We start from the raw sequence: 18,313 nt of genomic DNA on the forward strand, positions 1-18,313 counted from the left end.
GTCACGGTACTGCCGCGGCGGGCTCCAGGCCCGAATCGGTGACCGGATCGACAGCCGGCCCGGGGGCGGCCAGGTAGTCCCTGCGGCGGCGGGCGAGTTCGGCCGGCGCGCCGATCGCCGTCCGGTCCTCGGGCACGGCGGCGTAGTGCCGCAGCAGGTGGAGGAGGAACGCCCGGTCGACGTCGAGCGGGTTGAGCGGGGCGCGAACGGTCCCCAGCCCTCGGCCGGGCACGTCCACGGCGAGCGACAGCTCGTCGGCCAGCCCTGAATTCGTCACCCGCACCCCGGTGAGCTGTGCCCACGGCACTCGCCGCGTGCGGAGGCGACGGACGAGCACGGCACCGGGTGTGAGCACGACCCGTGCCGGGCGCAGTCCTGTCAGCACGGCGAGCAGCAGGGCTCCGACGGCCACACCGTCAGCGCCCACGCCCCACGCGTACCCGGCGAGCGTCAGCAGGTAGGCCGGGGCCGCGAGGCTGCGCGGCGAAGCGGCGGTCACGAAGCCCGCCGGGGCCAGCGGGGCCAGCACCGGCGCGCGGCGCAGCCGCCACAGCGGCCGTACGGCGAGGTGATGGCCGACGACGATGGACAGTGCCACCCCACCGGACAGCAGCTGTCCGATCCAGACTTCGTCCGGCAGGCTCGCGACGACAGCGGCGGCCGGCAGGCCGGCACCGCCGGCGGCCCAGGCCGCGATACGCTGCCGGCGGGTCTGCAGTGCCAGGTCGGCGAGGATTTCGTCGATGGCGGGGGCCGCCGGCGCGGCTGTCGAGGACATCACGACAGCGTAGACGCAGCGATCACCCCGCCGGGTCCCCGTTTCCTGCGGGGTGGACTACTGCCGGGTGTCCATGGAGGTCTGCAGGGCGCGGCGGGCCTGCTCGCGCTCGCGCTCTTCCTCGGTGGGCTGCGGCTGGGGCTTCTTCGACGTGGGCATGGCACGGTCCTTCCAGAACAACAACGGGTCAACTTCGTCGCGCGATCGCGTCAGGGACGCGCCGTGCTCGTCTAGTCCGCCGCCGCTCTCGGGATCGCCGAGCTGTATCGCCGGTGTGACTGCCGCGGAAGCCGCAGGTCGTTGTGGACCACAGGCGGTACCGCTAGAGGCAAAACTATCGTTCAGGTCCACATCCTGCACAGCTGTTCCCACATCACGGAACGTCAAGCACACGACACCCCTGCTGAACGTCGCCTTAACGCACGACCAGTCGGATATGTCCGATTGCTGATCCATCACATCCACACCGACCGCACTCGCCCCGCGCCGCAACTCTCAAAGAGTCGCGGCGTCGAAGGACCTAAAGCGCCGCAACTCTTCAGGGTTGCGGCGCGCGGAGGCGGGGCGCGCGCGGAGGCGGGGGGCGGGTCAGCGGGCGAGGAAGTGCCAGCCGAGCCAGAACCAGAAGCTGAGCAGGGCGAGGCGGCCGACCGGGATTCCGCCGATGTCATAGCGCATGACGAGGGCGGATACGTCGCCGATGGTCGGGATGCGGGAGTCCGGGCGGCGGGCGGCCCACTCGACGGCGAGCACCGCGAGCCCGGCGAGCACGAACCCGGCGATGGCGAGGAAACGGGTCAGAGTCATCGGCGCACCAGCCCCCAGAAACCGGCGAGCCAGGCGAAGTACGCCATGGACCGCAGCAGGTAGCCGTCGAGCAGCGGGTCGGCCAGCAGGGACAGCGTCGGGTAGTCGTGCGTGGAGCCCATGGCGAAGGTGACGATCTCGGCGATCGCGAACACGCCCACCGGGACCAGCCACCACGCCACCCCGGGCAGCAGGGCCACCGGCGCGGCCCGGCGCGGCAGGCGCGAGGACAGGCCCGCCAGCATCAGACCGCCGCCCAGCGCCAGCACGTACAGGTTCGCGGCCAGCGAGAACGAGGGAAGCAGCCCGCCGATCAGCGCGAACGGGACGAACACCGGCAGCATGACCTGTGCCCGCGCCCAGGGCGACACCGGCTCGACGGTGAGCTCAGGACGCTGTTCCATGACCTGATTGTGCTCCGTTGACCGGTCTTCCGGGAGATCTTTCCACCCGGAAGCCGGTCTCGGTGATCAGCTTTGCGCCGCCAGGCGGTCGCGTACCGCGTCGATGATCTCTTCGGCATTGCCGTGGCCGGTGAAGCCGGCCGCCAGCCGATGCCCGCCGCCGCCCATGGCGACCGCGATCAGGCTCACGTCCGCGCCGCCCTTGCTGCGCATGGAGACCGCCCACTCGGTGGGCGCGACCTGCTTGAGCAGCAGCGCCACGTCGGCCTCGGCCACGCAGCGCACCGAGTCGATGAGCGCCTCCAGCACGTACGGCGGCTGGTCGTGCTTGGCCAGGTCGGCCAGCGTGGCCACGGCGTACACGAGCCCGCGCCCGCCCGCCGACGCCGGCTCCAGCTGGGCACGGCCCATCACCTCACCGAACAGGCGCACCGCGCCGAACGGGCGGCTGTCGAAGATGCGGCGCGAGATGGCCCCGACGTCGATGCCCGTCGCCACCAGCCGTGCCGCGAGCTCGTGCACCTCGGGCGTGGTCAGGTCGAACTTGAACGAGCCGGTGTCGGTGACCAGGGCGATGTACAGGCACTCGGCCATGTCCCGGTCCAGCGGCACGTCCAGGCGGCGCAGCAGTTCCGCGGCGACCACCGAGGTCGCGGCGGCGAACGGGTCGACCAGCGACACCTTGCCGAAGCCGGTGTTGGAGGCGTGATGGTCCAGCACCAGGCTGACCGTCGCCGTCTCCAGCCGGTCCACCAGCGCGCCCAGCCGCGACTCGCTGGCCGCGTCGAAGGTCACCAGCAGGTCCGGGGCCGGGTCGGCCTCGGACTCGGGGATCAGCAGGTCCATCGCCGGCATGTGCAGCGGCTCCGGAACCGTGAGCGGGCCGGGGAAGGTGCACTGCAGCGAGGTCACGCCGAGCCGGCGCAGCCCCTGGGCGAAGCCCAGCATGCTGCCCAGCGCGTCACCGTCGGGGTTGACGTGGCACACCAGCAGGACCCGGGCCCCCGGCCGCAGGCCGGAACGCACCGCGTCGACCGCGGCGGCCCAATCCTGCTCGGTCGGGCGGCCCGTGGTCCCGGCGGCCGGCGTGGTCGCCTTCACCGCTGAGCTGCCGCGCGCAGCGCCGGCTCGTCCTCGTCATCGTCGTCCGACGAGCCCTCGTCGTCGTCTTCCTCGACCTTGTACGGCTGCGCCTCACCGGCGTACGCCGCGCCCGCGGCCAGCTGCTGCACCTGCTCGTCGCGCTGCTTCGCCTCGGCGAGCAGGTCGTCGATGTGCTTCACGTGCTCCTGCACGTCGTCGGAGACGAACGCCAGCGACGGCGAGTGGCGCAGGCCCAGCGCCCGGCCCACCACGCCGCGCAGCATGCCCTTCGCGCTCTCCAGCGCCGCGGCAGTGCCGGCCTGCTCCTCGGCGTCGCCGAGCACGGTGTAGAAGACGGTCGCCTCGCGCAGGTCGGCGGTGATCCGCGCGTCCGTGATCGTGATCATCCCCAGCCTGGGGTCCTTGATCTGGGTACGAACCGCCGATGCGACGAGCTCTCGCACTCGCTCCGCATGCTTGCGAACCTTGGCCGGATCAGCCATCACGTCACCTCCGCGACCGACGACCACGGCGCGCCCGCGCCGACTCACGCCGGCCGCGGTGACGAGCCAGGGTCGAAACCAACACCATGACACTACCCGCCGGGCCCGACCCTCATTCGTGGGAGCGGAGCCCGGACGCCTAACCAGCCCAGGGACTGTGATCACGAATACACCTGCGGCCGTCCTCTGTTCGGCCGCGCCCGCGAAGGCGGGCGCCATTCAATCGTCGTCGCCGTACCAGCGGCGTTTGACCGAGAGGACCTCGACCTCCGGGCGGCCCACCACGAGGCGCTCGCAGTTGTCGAGGACCTCATTCACGTGGGCCGGGTCGGCGGCGACCACGGCCACGCCGATCTCGGCGCGCCCGTGCAGCTCCATGGCCCCGACCTCGGCGACGGCCACCTCGTACTTCTTCAGCGCCGCGATGATCGGACGGATGTACGACCGCTTCTCCTTCAGCGACCGGGAGTCACCCGGCAGGAGCAGGTCGAAAACGGATGTTCCGGTATGCACGAGCGATGACAGTACGCCAGGTCACACCTTGCGGGCCACCAGAATGTCCCGGGTGATGGCCTGGTCGACGCGGTGCTCGAAGCCCTCGTAGTCGACGGCCTCCAGTCCGTGCTCCTCCAGCAGGTCCAGCGCGTCCTCGCGCGGGGCCACATGGGTGTTCCAGGAGATGCCCAGCGCGCCGCCGGGGCGCAGCAGGGACGACCAGCCCGGCAGCGCCTCCTCCAGCAGCTCCTGCGGGCCGCGGGACAGGCCCTTGGCGCTGCGGCTGCCGTGGACCACGCCGTACGGCAGGTCGGCCGCGATCACGTCGACCGAGTTGCCCTTCAGCAGCGCCCGGGACTGGATCGTGTCCGCTTCGAAAAGCGAGAGGTGCTGCGGCTGGTCCCGCACGTCGCCGATGCGGGCGTCGAAGCGGCGGCCGAGCCGCTTGCCCTCGCGGCGCAGCGGCGTCATGTCGGTGGTGTGCTTGATCCGCTTGTTCTTGAGCCAGGTCTTGAGGAACGCGCTGTACGCCTCGACGTCCTTGCCGTCGAGCTCGATGCCGACCGCGTCCCAGCCGTACATCAGCGCCTGGTTGAGCGTGGTGCCCCGGCCGGCGACCGGGTCGAGCACGGTGAACCGCTTGGTGAGCAGCTGATCGGCCCAGGACGTGGCCAGCACGGTGACGTTGAGCAGCAGCTTGGTGAAGTGCTCGTTGGTCTTGCCGGCGTACTTCTGGATGGTGATCAGGTCGTCGTCGAAGCGGTCCAGCGACGGCTCGCCCAGCGGCCGCAGCAGCCCGCCCTCGACCATCTCGAACAGGGCGTACGCCGACGACAGGTTCGCCAGCACCCGCAGCTCGTCGGCCCCGAGCACACCGTCCTCGACCTCGAACGTCAGGTACGGCCGCCCCGCGAACTCGACGACCTCGGCCGGCTCGATCCGCCCGCCCAGCGCCCGCTCGGAGAACACCGCCAGCTCGGCCGCCATCAACTCCGGCGCCGACTGCGTGTAGACCCGGTTCGCCGACGGCGCCACCAGAAGCCCGTACCTAGCCACCTGTGCCAACTCCCTCCGCCGCCTTCTCAACGACGATCACGCCTGAACTGTTGCCCGCTCACCACGCCTGAGCTGCTACCCGCGCACGCGCGGACATGGAGCGGGGCGGGACTCCGGTGCCGAACAGCACCGGGGCCCCGCCCCGCGTCACGGGATCACACCCGCGGCTTCTCGCGCATCTCGTAGGTCTCGATGATGTCGCCCACCTGCAGGTTGTTGTAGCCACCCAGGGTCAGACCACACTCGAAGCCCTCGCGGACCTCCGTCGCGTCGTCCTTGAACCGCTTGAGCGAGCTGATCGAGGCGGTCTCCGCCACGACCGCGCCGTCGCGGACGACCCGCGCCTTGGCGTTGCGGCGGATGAGACCCGACCGGACGATGCAGCCGGCGATGAGACCCACCTTGGACGAACGGAAGACCTCGCGGACCTCCGCCGAACCCAGCGCGTGCTCCTCGTACTCCGGCTTGAGCATGCCCTTGAGGGCCGCCTCGATCTCCTCGATGGCCTGGTAGATGACCGTGTAGTAACGGATCTCCACGCCGTTGCGCTCGGCCAGGTCGCGTGCCTGGTCCATCGGCCGCACGTTGAAGCCGATGATGATCGCGGTCGAGTTCGCCGAGGCCGACGCCAGGTTGACGTCGTTCTCCGTGATCGCACCGACGCCGCGGTGGATGATCCGAAGCTGGATCTCCTCCGGGATCGGCAGCGCGACCAGCGCGTCCTCCAGTGCCTCCACGGAACCGGAAACGTCGCCCTTGATGATGAGGTCGAGCGAGGTGCGCTCGCCCTCCTTGATCTTCTCGAGCAGGTTCTCCAGGGAGACCCGACCGCGCAGGCTCGCCTGCTCGGCCGCCCGCTTGCGGGCCTGGCGCTGCTCGGCGATCTGGCGCACGGTCCGGTCGTCGTCGGCGGCCAGGAAGGTGTCACCCGCACCCGGCACCGCGGTCAGACCGAGCACCATGACCGGACGGGCGGGGCCCGCCTCGGCCAGCGGGTGGCCGTTCTCGTCGAGCATCGCCCGGACGCGACCGTAGGCGTTGCCCGCCACGATCGAGTCGCCGACGTTCAGGGTGCCCTTCTGCACCAGGACCGTCGCCACCGGGCCGCGGCCCTTGTCGAGCCGGGCCTCGATGGCCAGACCCTGGGCGTGCCCGTCGATCGGAGCCAGCAGCTCCAGCGACGCGTCCGCGGTCAGCAGCACCGCCTCCAGGAGGCCGTCGATGTTGAGACGGCTCTTGGCGGAGATGTCGACGAACATGGTCTCGCCGCCGTACTCCTCGGCGACCAGGCCGTACTCGGTCAGCTGCTGACGCACCTTGCCCGGGTTGGCCTCCGGCTTGTCGACCTTGTTCACCGCGACCACGATCGGCACATCGGCCGCCTTGGCGTGGTTGAGCGCCTCGATCGTCTGCGGCATGACGCCGTCGTCGGCCGCCACGACCAGCACGACGATGTCGGTGGCCTGGGCACCACGGGCACGCATGGCGGTGAACGCCTCGTGACCCGGGGTGTCGATGAACGTGATCGCCCGGTCTTCACCCTCGTGCTGAACGTGCACCTGGTACGCGCCGATGTGCTGGGTGATGCCGCCGGCCTCGCCCTCGACCACGTTCGCCGACCGGATCGCGTCCAGCAGCTTGGTCTTACCGTGGTCGACGTGACCCATGACGGTCACCACCGGCGGCCGGCTGACCAGGCGCTCCTCGTCGATGTCGGCGTCGAGGTCGATGTTGAAGCGCGCGAGCAGCTCGCGGTCCTCGTCCTCGGGGCTGACGATCTGCACCTCGAAGCCGAGGTGCTCGCCGAGCAGCATCAGCGTCTCGTCCGTGCACGACTGCGTCGCCGTGACCATCTCACCCAGGTTGAACATCTCCTGGACGAGCGAGCCCGGGTTGGCGTTGATGCGCTCGGCGAAGTCCGACAGCGACGCGCCGCGCGGCAGCCGGAGCTGCTGCCCCTGGCCACGCGGTGCGCCCGAGCTCATCGTGGGCGCGGACAGGTTGTCGAACTCTTGACGCCGCTGCTTCTTGGACTTGCGGCCGCGCGACTTGCCGCCGCCACGACCGAACGCACCGGCAGCGCCGCCACCACGGCCGCGACCGCCGGCACCGCCACCCGGACGGCCTGCGCCACCCGCCGGCGGGCCACCGGTGCCACCACCGGGACCGCCGCGGTAACCGCCGCCGCCACCGGGCGCGCCGCCACCGGGACGGAAGCCCGTGCCGGCGCCACCGCCGCCACCGGGACCGCCACGGAAGCCGCCACCGCCGCCGCCACCGGGGCCGCCGCGGAAGCCGCCGCCACCGGGACCGCCGGGACGGCCCGCGCCGCCACCGGGACCACCGGGACGACCCGCGCCGCCGCCCGGACGGGCCGGACGCTGGCTGGGCATCGACGCCGGGTTCGGCCGCGGCGGCATGGAAGCCGGGCTGGGCCGAGGCGGCATCGAGGCCGGGTTGGGACGCGGCATGCCGGCCGGGGACGGACGCGACGGAGCGCCGCCACCCTGCGAGATGCCGAACGGGTTGTTGCCACCGCTGCGCGGCGGACGACCGGCGCCGGGAGCGGCCGGACGGCCCTCACGGTTGCCGCCGTCGGGGCGCGGACCGCTCGGACGGCCGTCGCGGCCGCCCTCGGGACGCGGGCCACCGGGACGCCCGTCGCGGCGCTCGCCACCGGGCACGCCGGGACGGCCGGCCGGAGCCGCCGGACGGCCTGCGCCGGCCGCGCTGGACCCGGGACGGGGCGGCATGAAGCTGGGCTTCGGGCCGTCGCCGCGGGGCTGGTCCTCACGCTGCTTGGCGGCCTGCTGGGCCGCCCGGACGGAGGCCTCCTGCTCGGCCTTGAGCGCCGAAGCGCGGGCCTCGGCTGCGGCGACCTCGATGTCATGGGCGCTGGCCGGCTTCGTCACCGGGGTCGGCGGGACCATGGAGGTCGGTGCCTTCGGCTTCATGGGCGCCGAGGGCTTCTTGGGGGGCGCCGGCCTAGCCGTCACCCGTGGTTCGTTCGCGGTCGCCGCCGTGGTCGCCGCTGCCGGGGGCGCCGACGGCGCACTCGGGGCGCTGGGCGCTCCCGAGCCGGCCGCGAAGGCGTCCTTCAGCCGACGGGCGACGGGAGCCTCTACGGTGCTCGACGCGGACTTGACGAACTCGCCCATCTCCTTGAGTTTGGCGAGAACGTTCTTGCTCTCGACGCCGAGCTCCTTAGCAAGCTCGTGTACGCGGGCCTTGCCTGCCACTGCACTCCTCACTCCGAGGTCGCACGGGCAGTGACCCGCTACGACCTCACTTGTGCACTTGAAGCCTGATCATTTTTGCGACTTCATCGTGTGCCCATGCCGGTAGTCCTACCTTGCTTGATCCTCAGACGGGGCTGATGAGGCCGCCGCCTACGGTGGTCCGCCACCCCGTGATGGTCTGGCGGTGATCCTTCGGATCGGTTCGTGATCCCTGAACCGGTCACGGTCCGTGGATCGCCCCGGCCAGCTCCCCGGTGTCGATGACCCCGGTTATCCGCAGCGCGCGCCCGAAGGCACGACGTCGCAGCGCCAGCTCGAGACAGGCCGCTGTCGGGTGCACGTGGGCACCACGGCCGGTCAATCTGCGTCGCGGGTCGGGTCGGAGACTGAACTGGTCAGCTCCCGACGCCACCGCCACGACGCGGAGCAGTTCGGTAGCGGACGCCCGCTGCCTGCATCCGACGCACGTGCGCACCGGAGGCGGCACAGGCGTGACTGATGAGGCCGCCACAAGCGGTGCGGGCCGCGAGCGTCGTACCACCTGATGAGTCTACCCCTACGCGGAGACGGGAGTGCCGCCCGGCTCCGTCTCGTGATCGGCCGCGGGACGCGGTCCGCGCGGCTGCGCCGACCCGGAGTCGGCCGCGTCGGAGCGGATGTCGATGCGCCAACCGGTCAGACGGGCAGCCAACCTGGCATTCTGCCCCTCCCTGCCGATCGCCAGCGAGAGCTGGTAGTCGGGCACCGTGACGCGCGCCGCACGCGTTGCGAGATCCACCACTTCGACCTTCAGGGCCTTGGCCGGGGAGAGCGCGTTGCCCACGAACTCCGCCGGGTCGTCCGACCAGTCGATGATGTCGATCTTTTCGCCGTGCAGTTCACTCATCACCGCGCGCACGCGCTGGCCCATCGGGCCGATGCAGGCGCCCTTCGGGTTGACCCCGGGCACGGTGGACCGTACCGCGATCTTGGTGCGGTGACCGGCCTCGCGGGCGATCGCGGCGATCTCGACGGTGCCGTCGGCGATCTCTGGAACCTCCAGTGCGAACAGCTTCTTCACCAGCGCCGGGTGCGAGCGCGACAGCGTCACCTGCGGGCCGCGGAAGCTCTTGGCCACGTGCACCACGACGCAGCGGATGCGCTGGCCGTGCGGGTAGGTCTCGCCCGGCACCTGCTCCGACTGCGGCAGCACGGCCTCGACCTTGCCCAGGTCGACCGAGACGATGCCCTTCTCGGTACGCGTCTCGTGCGCCTGGATCACGCCGGTGACCAGGTCGCCGTCGCGGTTGACGTACTCCCCGAAGTGCACCTCGTCGGTGGCCTCGCGCAGGCGCTGCAGGATGACCTGCTTGGCCGTCATCGCCGCGATCCGGCCGAAGTCGTGCGGGGTGTCGTCCCACTCCCGCAGCAGCTCACCCTCGCCGCCGTACTCCTGCGCGTACACCACGGCCGCACCGGACTGGCGGTTGATCTCCACGCGCGCATGCGACTGCGCGCCCTCGGTGTGCCGGTACGCAGTGAGCAGCGCAGACTCGATGGCCTGCAGGATGGTCTCCTCGGAGATCTCCTTGTCGCGTGCCAGCGCCCGGAGCGCCGCAAGATCGATGTTCACCGCTCTTCCCCCTCGTCGTCCCGCTCGTCGTCGTCGAGCTCCTCGTCGTCGGACGAGTCGTCGTCGAACTCCGCGAGCTCCTCATCGGAGATCTCGTTCATGCGCTTGAACTCGACCTGGACACGCCCCGGGCCCAGCGCGTCGAAGCTCAGCGCGTGCTCCTTGCCGTCCACGTCGAGGGTGATCCCGTCGGCGTCGGCGTCGAGGACCCGGCCGGTCAGCGACTTCTCCCCCGCCTTCACCTTCACCAGGCGGCCCACGTTGCGGGCCCAGTGGCGCGGCAGCGTCAGCGGCCGGTCGACTCCGGGCGAGGAGACCTCCAACTGGTACTCGCCCATGATCAGATCTGTGCCGGACTCCTCGGCCTCGTCCAGCGCCCGCGACACCGCGCGGGACACGTCGGCGATGGCGTCCAGACCCACCCCGCCGTCACCGTCGATGACCACCTGGACCAGGTGCCGCCGGCCGACCTGCTTGACCGACAGCTCCTCCAGGTCGTAGCCGGTGCCGGCCACCACGGGGTCGATCACGGCCTGCAACCGGGCGCGGCGCGCCGCCAGTTCGGCCGGAGAGGTCCTGGCAGGAGCCGGTGCCGCCGTCCGGGCAGGCGCCTTGCCCGCCGGTCGGCCTGAGGCACGGCCACGCTGAGCCATCTGGGGCACCCCTCTCGGTGATTCATCGACTGCGCAGAGCGTAACCCGCGAGCACGCGGCAACGACCAGCGGCGCGCTGCGGTCGCCGCGTGCGGCGTCCGACACGTGATCACGGAGTGGCAGCGGCGGCTGGCTTAAGGAAGACTGGCGCGGTGCGTACGCGGGGAAATGATCATAGCTGGTCGGCGGGTTTCCGACCGAATCGACGGCGGCTGCTGCGGGCGAGCGCCGCGACGGCGGCGGCCGGGCTCGCCGGGGCCGCACTGGCCGGCTGCGACCTGCTCGACCCGGGCCCGGACACCCCGCCCGCGCCGGATGCCCTGACCGGCCTGCTGGCAGGCACCTATGCCCTGGTGGCGGCCTATGACGCCGCGCTCGCCGCGGACACCACCCTCACCACGCTGCTCACCCCGCTGCGCGAGACCCACCGCACCCACGCCGCCGCCCTGGACGCGATCATGAGCCCGCGGCCCTCGCCCAGCTCGTTCACCGCGCCAAGCACCGCCCCGGTGACCGGCGACCGCAAGGCGATCCTGAAGAGCCTGCGCACGGCCGAGGCGTCCGCCGCCAAGCAGGCCGCCGAGGCGTGTGTAACGACCACCACATCGCGCGCCGTACTTGTCGGCGAGATCGCCGCCGCCCGCGCCACCCACGCCGAGGTGCTCGTATGACCCGGGCCACCCCGCCAAGATCATCGGACTTGCCGGGCAGGTGTGCGTATCTTGAGGCCGGTTTCGCCCAGGTGCCTGGCAAGTCGGGCGATCATGACCGCAGGCAGGAGAAGGCGTGAGCGAGAAGCTGGTGGAGCGGCTGCAGGCGGCACTGAGTGCCGAGCACAGTGCGATCTTCGCGTACGCCCGGCTCGGGGTGCGGCTCGACAAGTCGGCGCAGAAAGAGGCCCGAACCGGTGAGGAGATGCACCGCACCCGGCGTGACGCGCTGCTCGTGCAGCTCGCCGAGCTGAAGGCGACCGCGCCGGTGGCCCAGGCGGGCTACGCGCTGCCGTTCCCGGTGACCGACAACGCCACCGCGCTGAAGCTCGCCGCCTACGTCGAGGACGGGGTGGCGGCCACCTGGCGGGCCGCGCTGGCCGACGCCGAGGGCGAGGTGCGCCGCCGGATCCTGGTCGCCTACACCGACGCCGCGGTACGCGGCACCCGCTGGCGCAAGCTCGCCGAGATCGCCCCGGCCACCGTGCCGTACCCGGGTCGCAAGACCCAGTAGCAGGCCTTCCGTCCCACCAGGGGCGGGCGTCTTGCCTTCCGCATACCGGGTATGCATACTCAGTAGCCATGTCCATCCGGCATGGTTTGCTCGCCCTGCTCGAACGCGGCCCCCGCTACGGCTACCAGCTGCGCGCCGAATTCGAAGACTCCACCGGCTCCACCTGGCCGCTCAACATCGGCCAGGTCTACACCACCCTCAACCGCCTCGAACGCGACGGCCTCGTGCGCGCGCTGCCGGAGAACGACGGGGGGCAGCGCCCGTACGAGATCACCGGGGAGGGCCGCACCGAGCTCGCGCTCTGGTTCGCGACCCCGATCGCCCGCGCCGACCGGCCCCGCGACGAGCTGGCGATCAAACTCGCCCTCGCCATCACCACGCCCGGCATAGACGTGCAGGCGGTGGTGCAGACCCAGCGCAGCGCGACGATGCGCGCGCTGCAGGAGTACACCCGGCTCAAGCGCACCGACGCCGAGCTGCCCTGGCGGCTCGTGCTCGAGGCGATGATCTTCCAATCCGAGGCCGAGCTGCGCTGGCTCGACCACTGCGAGACGGCCCTGGTGCGCTACGAGAAGCCCGCCGCCGCACCGCTGCCGTCACACGACGACACCCCACGGGAGGCCCGGCGATGACCGCCGTCCTGCAACTGCGCGACGTGCACCGCACCCACGGCACCGGCGAGGCGGCCGTGCACGCCCTGGCCGGAGTGACCCTCGACGTGCTGGCCGGGGAGCTGGTGGCCGTCATGGGCCCGTCCGGCTCCGGCAAGTCCACCCTGCTCAACCTGGCCGGCGGGCTCGACGCCCCGGACACGGGCGAGGTGCTGGTCGAGGGCCTCGCCCTGTCCACGCTGCGCCGCAGGGAGCTGGCCGGGCTGCGCCGCCGCAGTGTCGGCTACGTCTTCCAGGCCCTCAACCTGCTGCCCAGCCTCACCGCCGCGGAGAACGTGGCACTGCCGCTGGAGCTGGACGGCGTCTCGGCCCGCAAGGCCCGCCCGCTGGCCGAGACGGCACTGTCCGAGGTGGAGCTCGACGGGTACGCCGACCGCTTCCCCGACGAGATGTCCGGCGGCCAGCAGCAGCGCGTCGCCATCGCGCGCGCCCTGGTCGGCGAGCGCCGCCTGGTGCTGGCCGACGAGCCGACCGGCGCCCTGGACTCGGTGACCGGCGAGGCGGTCCTGCGGCTGCTGCGGGCCCGCGTCGACGCGGGGGCGGCGGCGGTCCTGGTCACCCACGAGGCCCGGCACGCCGCCTGGGCCGACCGGGTGGTGTTCCTGCGCGACGGCCGGATCGTCGACGCGTCCGGCCCGCTGACCCAGCCCGAGCAGCTGCTGGAGACCGCGTCATGAGGTGGCTGCGGGGCTGGGCCCCGGCACTGCGGATGGCACGCCGGGAGGTGCTGCGCTCCCGGGGCCGGTCCGCGCTCGTCGTCGCCATGATCGGGCTGCCGATCGCGATGATGTCCTTCGTCGCGGCCGCGTACGACATGCACCGGCTGACCCCGGTCGAGGAGCTGACCCGCCAGATCGGGCAGCACGACGCCCAGGTCGAATGGATCAGCGACGGCCCGCTCACCCAGTCGCCGGCCGGGGACGGATACGAGAGCACCGGCGCGCCGCGCCCGTCGTCGCCGAGCGCAGCCGAGCTGCTCGCGGCGCTGCCAGCCGGCTCGACCGTCAGCCAGATCACCGAGGGCGGGGTCGACGTCCACACCCCGGACGGCATCGGCGGTGTCAGCGCCCGGGGCGTGGACCTGACCTCCCCGCGGCTGTCCGGTTTCGTCGAACTGCTGGACGGCTCCGCGCCGACGCGCAACGACGAGGTCGCGCTCAACGAAGGGCTGGCCGACCGGCTCGGCGTGGGTGTCGGTGGCACCATCCGCACGGCGCGGCCCGATTACACGTACACCGTCACCGCGATCGTCGAGTTCCCGACCTCCTTGCGCGAGACGGTCGTCTTCCGACCGGGCATCCTGCCGCCCTCGGCCCGCTGGGTCGTCGACACGCCCGCACCCCTGCTCTGGGCCGACGTTCAGCAGCTCAACCAGCGCGGCATCCTGGTCAAGAGCCGCGCGGTCGTCCTCGACCCGCCCACCGTGCCGGACGTCGTCGTGGCGGGCAACAGCAGCGACGTCGAGGAGATCGCCCTCGGCGCGATCCTCGTCGTGCTGATCATGCTGGAGGTCGTGCTGCTGGCCGGGCCGGCCTTCGCGGTCGGCGCCCGGCGGCGCAGCCGCGACCTCGTGCTGGTCGCCGCCACCGGTGGCACCCCCTCCCACCTGCGGCGCATCGTGCTCGCCGACGGGGTGGTGCTCGGCCTGGCCGCGGCGGTCGCCGCCGTCGCGGTCGGCATCACCACCGCGGTGCTGACCCTCCCGCTGTTCGAACAGAACCTGGTCCTGGCCCGCGCCGGGGGCGTGCGCTTCTTCCCCGCCGCTCAGCTCGGCGTCGTGGCGCTCGCGGTCGCCGCGGGACTCGCCGCCGCGATGGTGCCCGCGTTCACCGCCGCACGGCAGAGCGTCGTCACCGTGCTGGCGGGACGCCGGGGCCAGACCCGCTCCCGCAAACGCTGGATCACCCTCGGCCTGGTCCTGGTCGCCGTGGGCGCGGCGATCGCCGTCGCCGGGGCCGCAACGGCAGGCACCACCGCCATCATGGCCGGCCTGGTGCTCGGCGAACTCGGTCTGGTGCTGCTCACCCCGTCGCTGGTCGGGCTCATCGCCCGCGCCGGACGGTGGCTGCCGCTCGCGCCGCGCATCGCGCTGCGCGACACCGCCCGCAACCGCGGCTCCGCCGCACCCGCCATCTCGGCCGTGATGGCCGCGGTCGCCGGGGCGGTCGCGATCGGGGCGTTCCTCGGCAGCGAGCAGCAGCAGGCGTACGAGAGCTACGACCCGCGGCTGCCCGTCGGCAACGTGCTGGTCCAGCAGATGGCCGAGAACAGCGCACCCGAACCGGACGTCGCCCGGATCTCCGACGCGGTACGCCAGGCACTGCCCGGTGCGCGGCCGTACGTGCTCCAGTCGGTCGTCTGCGCCGACCGGGCCAAGGAGCACTACTGCTCGCCGGAGCTCGAGTTGCCGCCGGCGCAACGCTGCCCGGCCGTCGAGGACCCGAACACCACGCCGGAGGAACGGGACCGGGCCGCTCGGGAGGATTCCCGTTGCGCCTACCAGATGGGCATCGGCTCGATGCAGTTCGCGGTCATCGACGACGTGGCCGCCCTGGCGGCGATCAGCAGCGCGCCCTCGGCAGACCTGGCACCGGCCCGGCAGGTCCTGGCCGCGGGCGGCATCGTGGTCGCCGACCCCAAATACCTGGACGACGGCATGGTGACGGTCTTCGTGACCGACTGGAAGGAGCAGCAGGAGGGCGTACGCGGCACGCCGGTGACCGTGCCCGGCGCGGCGCTGCCCGGCGGCACGCAGACGGCCGCGTTCGCGGTCACCACGCCCGCGCTGGCCGAACGGCTGGGTCTCGGCCTGCGCCGCGACACGGTGCTGGCGGCTGTCGGGCACATCCCCTCCCCGGCCGAATCCGAGCACCTCAGGGCCGCCGTGCACGCGGTGGCCGACAACCTCAACGTGGACATCGAGCTGGGTGCGCAGTACCGCGAGGAGCCGGTGATCTGGGTCCTCGCGGTGGTAGCGGCGCTGGTCGCGCTCGGCGCGGCGGGCATCGCCACCGGCCTGGCCGCCGCGGACGGCCGCGCCGACCTGGCCACCCTCGGCGCTGTCGGGGCCAGCCCGCGGGTAAGGCGGCTGCTGTCGCTGAGCCAGTCCGGGGTCATCTCCGGGCTGGGCGCGCTGCTCGGAGTGCTGGCCGGCGCGGGCACCGCAGCCGTGCTGATCTTCGCCATGAACGCGGGCGGCCACATCCGCATCGGCGACGTCCCGATGCGGCTGGTCCTGCCCTGGGACACCATCGCCGTCGTGCTGGCCGTCCCGCTCGTGGCGATGGCCGCCGCCGGCCTGCTCACCCGCTCCCGCCTCCCCATCGAACGCCGCCTGTGACGGCGAAGGAAGGGCGCCTTCACATCGCTCCGCGCTGTGGAAGGCGCCCTTCCTCACGCCTGGTGGCGGCTGAGCCGGTCGGCCGCACCACAGACATGAAGACTTTTCAGTCGCGGCCGCTTGCGGCACACTGTGCCGATGCTCCCCCGCCTTGCCCGATACCTGGGCCACCGCCGCTGGTTCGCCCGTACGGGCAGGTTCCTCGTCCCGGCCGACCGCGCCGTCGCCAAGCTGACCAAAGGCCGGGTCGTGGCGCTGGGCCTGCTTCCCACGCTGATCCTCACCACCACCGGCCGCAAGTCCGGCCAGCCCCGCACCCAGCCGCTGGTGTACGTCCGCGACGGCGACAACTACGTGGTCATCGGCTCGAACTGGGGCCAGCAGGGGCACCCGGCCTGGTCGACGAACCTGCTCGCCACCCCGGACGCTGTGGTGACGCTGGGCGGCAGGGAGATCCCGGTGCGCGGGGCGCTGGCCGAAGGCGACGAACGCGACCGCCTGTGGCGGATGCTGCTGACCGTCTGGCCCGCCTACCAGACCTACCAGGAGCGCGCTTCGAACCGGGTGATCCGGATCTTCAGCCTCGTGCCGCGCTGAGACGGGCCGGGTTGGGCCCATGGTCCGAGCCGCGTGCGACGCCCGACCCGGGCACGGTCCCGTGGTCGCCTTCGCGAACCCGTGCCGCCGCTGGGGTCGCACCGGCGCAATGCTCCGGAACCCGCGGCTCAGCGGTCGTTGGGTGCTGAGAAGGGCACCTTCTATAACGCGAAGCGTTAAGAAGGTGCCCTTCCTTTGCCCGTCAGGCGGTGTTGACGCCGATGGCGGCGCCGATGAGGTAGGTGGCGCCGGCGGCGGCCGCGCCGAGCAGGAGCTGGCGCAGGCCGGCGGACCACCAGCGGCGGCGGGTGAAGCGGGAGGTCAGCGCGCCGACGACGAACAGGCCCACGCCGCCGATGCCCAGCGCCAGCCACAGCGACTCGCTGCCGAACAGGTAGCTGAGCAGCGGGATCAGCGCGCCGACCGAGAAGCAGACGAACGACGAGATCGCCGCCGTCCACGGGCTCGGCTTGCTGTCCGGGTCGATGCCGAGTTCCTCGCGTACGTGCATGCGCAGCGCCTCGTCGGGCTGGGCGCGCAGGTCCTCGGCGAGCTGCCGGGCCAGCTCCGGCGAGATGCCCCGGTCGATCCAGCGCTGGGCCAGCTCGGCCGCCTCGGCGGCCGGGTTGTGCCGCAGCTCCCGGCGCTCCTTGGCGACCTCGGCCTCGATCTGCTCGTTGGCGGTGCGCACGCTGGCGTACTCGCCGAGCCCCATCGAGATGGCCCCGGCGACCAGTCCGGCCACGCCGGTGAGCACGACGGTGTGCGCGCTGACCCCGGCACCGCCCACACCCGCGATCAGGCCGATGTTGGTGACCAGCCCGTCCATCGCGCCGAACGTCGCCGCGCGCAGCCAGCCGCCGGAGACGTCGGCGTGCTCGTGGTCGATCGGCTTGACGGCCTCGGGCCGGGGACCCTCGGGCGGCACAGGCCCGGCCGCGCGCGCACCGCTCTCGGCGGTGACGGCGGGGTCGGGCTTGTCGGGGTTCACGGCAGCGTCAGGATGTCCGCGCCGGACTCGGTGACCACCAGCGTGTGCTCGAACTGGGCGGTCCAGCGGCGGTCCTTGGTGACCACGGTCCAGGTGTCGCGCCAGGTCTCGTACGCGATGGAGCCGAGCGTGATCATGGGCTCGATGGTGAACGTCATGCCCGGCACCATGATGGTGTCGGCGTTCGGGTTGTCGTAGTGCGGCACGAACAGTCCGCTGTGGAAGGACTGGCCGATGCCGTGCCCGCCGAAGTCGCGCACCACGCCGTAGCCGAAGCGCTTGGCGTACGACTCGATGACCCGGCCGATCACGTTGATCGGGCGGCCCGGCGCGACCGCCTTGATGCCCCGCATCATCGCCTCGTGGGTGCGCTCGACCAGCAGCCGGGCCTCCTCGGCCACGTCGCCGACGCAGAAGGTCGCGTCGGTGTCTCCGTGCACCCCGTCCTTGAACGCCGTCACGTCGACGTTGATGATGTCGCCGTCCTCGATCACCGTCGAGTCCGGGATGCCGTGGCAGATGACCTCGTTCAGGCTGGTGCAGCAGGACTTGGGGAAGCCCTTGTAGCCCAGCGTCGACGGGTACGCGTCGTGGTCGAGCAGGAACTCGTGCACCAGCCGGTCGATCTCGTCGGTGGTGACCCCCGGCTTGGCGTGCTCCCCCGCGAGCTGCACGGCCTGCGCCGCGATCCGCCCGGCGACCCGCATCTTCTCGATGGACTCGGCGTCCTGGGTGAGCGGGCCGTCCCAGCGCTTCGGCTGCTTGCGGCCGACGTACTCGGGACGGGGGATGTGGGCGGGCACCTCCCGCCACGGGGAGAGCTTGCCTGGGGTCAGCGTCGCACGGCCGTTCATGCCCTG

19 protein-coding genes are annotated in these 18,313 nt (G+C 72.1%); 6 read left to right on the forward strand and 13 right to left on the reverse strand.

The genetic code is table 11. The features are described 5' to 3' along the window. Position 1: 1 nt before the first annotated feature. The 11 genes from AB0B35_RS14090 to rimP form a co-directional block, all read right to left on the reverse strand. Positions 2-778 (reverse strand): hypothetical protein, encoded by a 777-nt coding sequence (locus AB0B35_RS14090; RefSeq protein WP_361044856.1) that lies wholly within the window; start codon positions 776-778, stop codon positions 2-4. A gap of 588 nt (positions 779-1,366) precedes the next feature. Further along, positions 1,367-1,585, reverse strand: coding sequence for a DUF6186 family protein (locus AB0B35_RS14095; RefSeq protein ID WP_361044859.1), 219 nt, complete (start codon positions 1,583-1,585; stop codon positions 1,367-1,369). Continuing rightward, positions 1,582-1,989, reverse strand: coding sequence for a hypothetical protein (locus AB0B35_RS14100; RefSeq protein ID WP_361044862.1), 408 nt, complete (start codon positions 1,987-1,989; stop codon positions 1,582-1,584). Before AB0B35_RS14100 ends, AB0B35_RS14095 begins: the two co-directional genes overlap by 4 nt. 66 nt (positions 1,990-2,055) lie before the next feature. Beyond that, positions 2,056-3,090, reverse strand: a complete 1,035-nt coding sequence (locus AB0B35_RS14105) for a bifunctional oligoribonuclease/PAP phosphatase NrnA (protein WP_361044864.1) — start codon at positions 3,088-3,090, stop codon at positions 2,056-2,058. Further along, on the reverse strand, positions 3,087-3,575 hold the full coding sequence (gene rbfA, locus AB0B35_RS14110; RefSeq protein WP_203693942.1) for a 30S ribosome-binding factor RbfA: 489 nt from the start codon (positions 3,573-3,575) through the stop codon (positions 3,087-3,089). Before rbfA ends, AB0B35_RS14105 begins: the two co-directional genes overlap by 4 nt. A 219-nt stretch (positions 3,576-3,794) precedes the next feature. Beyond that, complete coding sequence (locus AB0B35_RS14115) at positions 3,795-4,088, reverse strand: DUF503 domain-containing protein (protein WP_360530182.1); 294 nt, start codon at positions 4,086-4,088, stop codon at positions 3,795-3,797. Between the two features lie 21 nt (positions 4,089-4,109). Then, positions 4,110-5,126 carry an SAM-dependent methyltransferase gene (locus tag AB0B35_RS14120; protein WP_361044866.1) on the reverse strand — a complete coding sequence of 339 codons (1,017 nt, stop codon included), beginning with the start codon at positions 5,124-5,126 and terminating at the stop codon, positions 4,110-4,112. Between the two features lie 155 nt (positions 5,127-5,281). Then, positions 5,282-8,365, reverse strand: coding sequence for a translation initiation factor IF-2 (infB, locus tag AB0B35_RS14125; protein ID WP_361044868.1), 3,084 nt, complete (start codon positions 8,363-8,365; stop codon positions 5,282-5,284). A 220-nt stretch (positions 8,366-8,585) separates the two neighbouring features. Next, on the reverse strand, positions 8,586-8,852 hold the full coding sequence (locus AB0B35_RS14130) for a YlxR family protein (RefSeq protein ID WP_203736382.1): 267 nt from the start codon (positions 8,850-8,852) through the stop codon (positions 8,586-8,588). Between the two features lie 69 nt (positions 8,853-8,921). After that, positions 8,922-9,977: a transcription termination factor NusA gene (gene nusA / locus AB0B35_RS14135; protein WP_360540997.1), complete on the reverse strand. Its 1,056-nt coding sequence runs from the start codon at positions 9,975-9,977 to the stop codon at positions 8,922-8,924. Beyond that, on the reverse strand, positions 9,974-10,630 hold the full coding sequence (gene rimP / locus AB0B35_RS14140) for a ribosome maturation factor RimP (RefSeq protein WP_361044870.1): 657 nt from the start codon (positions 10,628-10,630) through the stop codon (positions 9,974-9,976). Before rimP ends, nusA begins: the two co-directional genes overlap by 4 nt. A 152-nt stretch (positions 10,631-10,782) precedes the next feature. Between rimP and AB0B35_RS14145 the strand changes: the two genes are divergently transcribed. The 6 genes from AB0B35_RS14145 (at position 10,783) to AB0B35_RS14170 (ending at position 16,462) form a co-directional block, all read left to right on the forward strand. After that, on the forward strand, positions 10,783-11,301 hold the full coding sequence (locus AB0B35_RS14145) for a hypothetical protein (protein ID WP_361044872.1): 519 nt from the start codon (positions 10,783-10,785) through the stop codon (positions 11,299-11,301). A 115-nt stretch (positions 11,302-11,416) separates the two neighbouring features. Then, positions 11,417-11,854: a ferritin-like domain-containing protein gene (locus tag AB0B35_RS14150; protein WP_361044874.1), complete on the forward strand. Its 438-nt coding sequence runs from the start codon at positions 11,417-11,419 to the stop codon at positions 11,852-11,854. A 68-nt stretch (positions 11,855-11,922) separates the two neighbouring features. Further along, complete coding sequence (locus tag AB0B35_RS14155) at positions 11,923-12,486, forward strand: PadR family transcriptional regulator (protein ID WP_360540987.1); 564 nt, start codon at positions 11,923-11,925, stop codon at positions 12,484-12,486. Next, a complete protein-coding gene (locus AB0B35_RS14160; protein ID WP_361044876.1) occupies positions 12,483-13,202 on the forward strand; it encodes an ABC transporter ATP-binding protein in 720 nt (239 codons plus the stop codon). The genes AB0B35_RS14155 and AB0B35_RS14160 overlap by 4 nt, the downstream gene beginning before the upstream one ends. Next, a complete protein-coding gene (locus AB0B35_RS14165; protein WP_361044879.1) occupies positions 13,199-15,865 on the forward strand; it encodes an ABC transporter permease in 2,667 nt (888 codons plus the stop codon). Before AB0B35_RS14160 ends, AB0B35_RS14165 begins: the two co-directional genes overlap by 4 nt. Before the next feature lie 132 nt (positions 15,866-15,997). Further along, complete coding sequence (locus AB0B35_RS14170) at positions 15,998-16,462, forward strand: nitroreductase/quinone reductase family protein (RefSeq protein ID WP_361044882.1); 465 nt, start codon at positions 15,998-16,000, stop codon at positions 16,460-16,462. A 202-nt stretch (positions 16,463-16,664) separates the two neighbouring features. On the opposite strand, the gene AB0B35_RS14175 is transcribed toward AB0B35_RS14170, so the two are convergent. Together AB0B35_RS14175 and map are read right to left on the reverse strand one after the other, a co-directional pair. After that, on the reverse strand, positions 16,665-17,390 hold the full coding sequence (locus AB0B35_RS14175; RefSeq protein ID WP_361044967.1) for a VIT1/CCC1 transporter family protein: 726 nt from the start codon (positions 17,388-17,390) through the stop codon (positions 16,665-16,667). A 59-nt stretch (positions 17,391-17,449) separates the two neighbouring features. Beyond that, positions 17,450-18,307 (reverse strand): type I methionyl aminopeptidase, encoded by an 858-nt coding sequence (gene map / locus AB0B35_RS14180; RefSeq protein WP_360540978.1) that lies wholly within the window; start codon positions 18,305-18,307, stop codon positions 17,450-17,452. Between the last annotated feature and the right edge of the window lie 6 nt (positions 18,308-18,313).

This window comes from Catellatospora sp. NPDC049133 (assembly GCF_040648455.1).
Classification (GTDB): Bacteria; Actinomycetota; Actinomycetes; order Mycobacteriales; family Micromonosporaceae; genus Catellatospora; species Catellatospora aurea.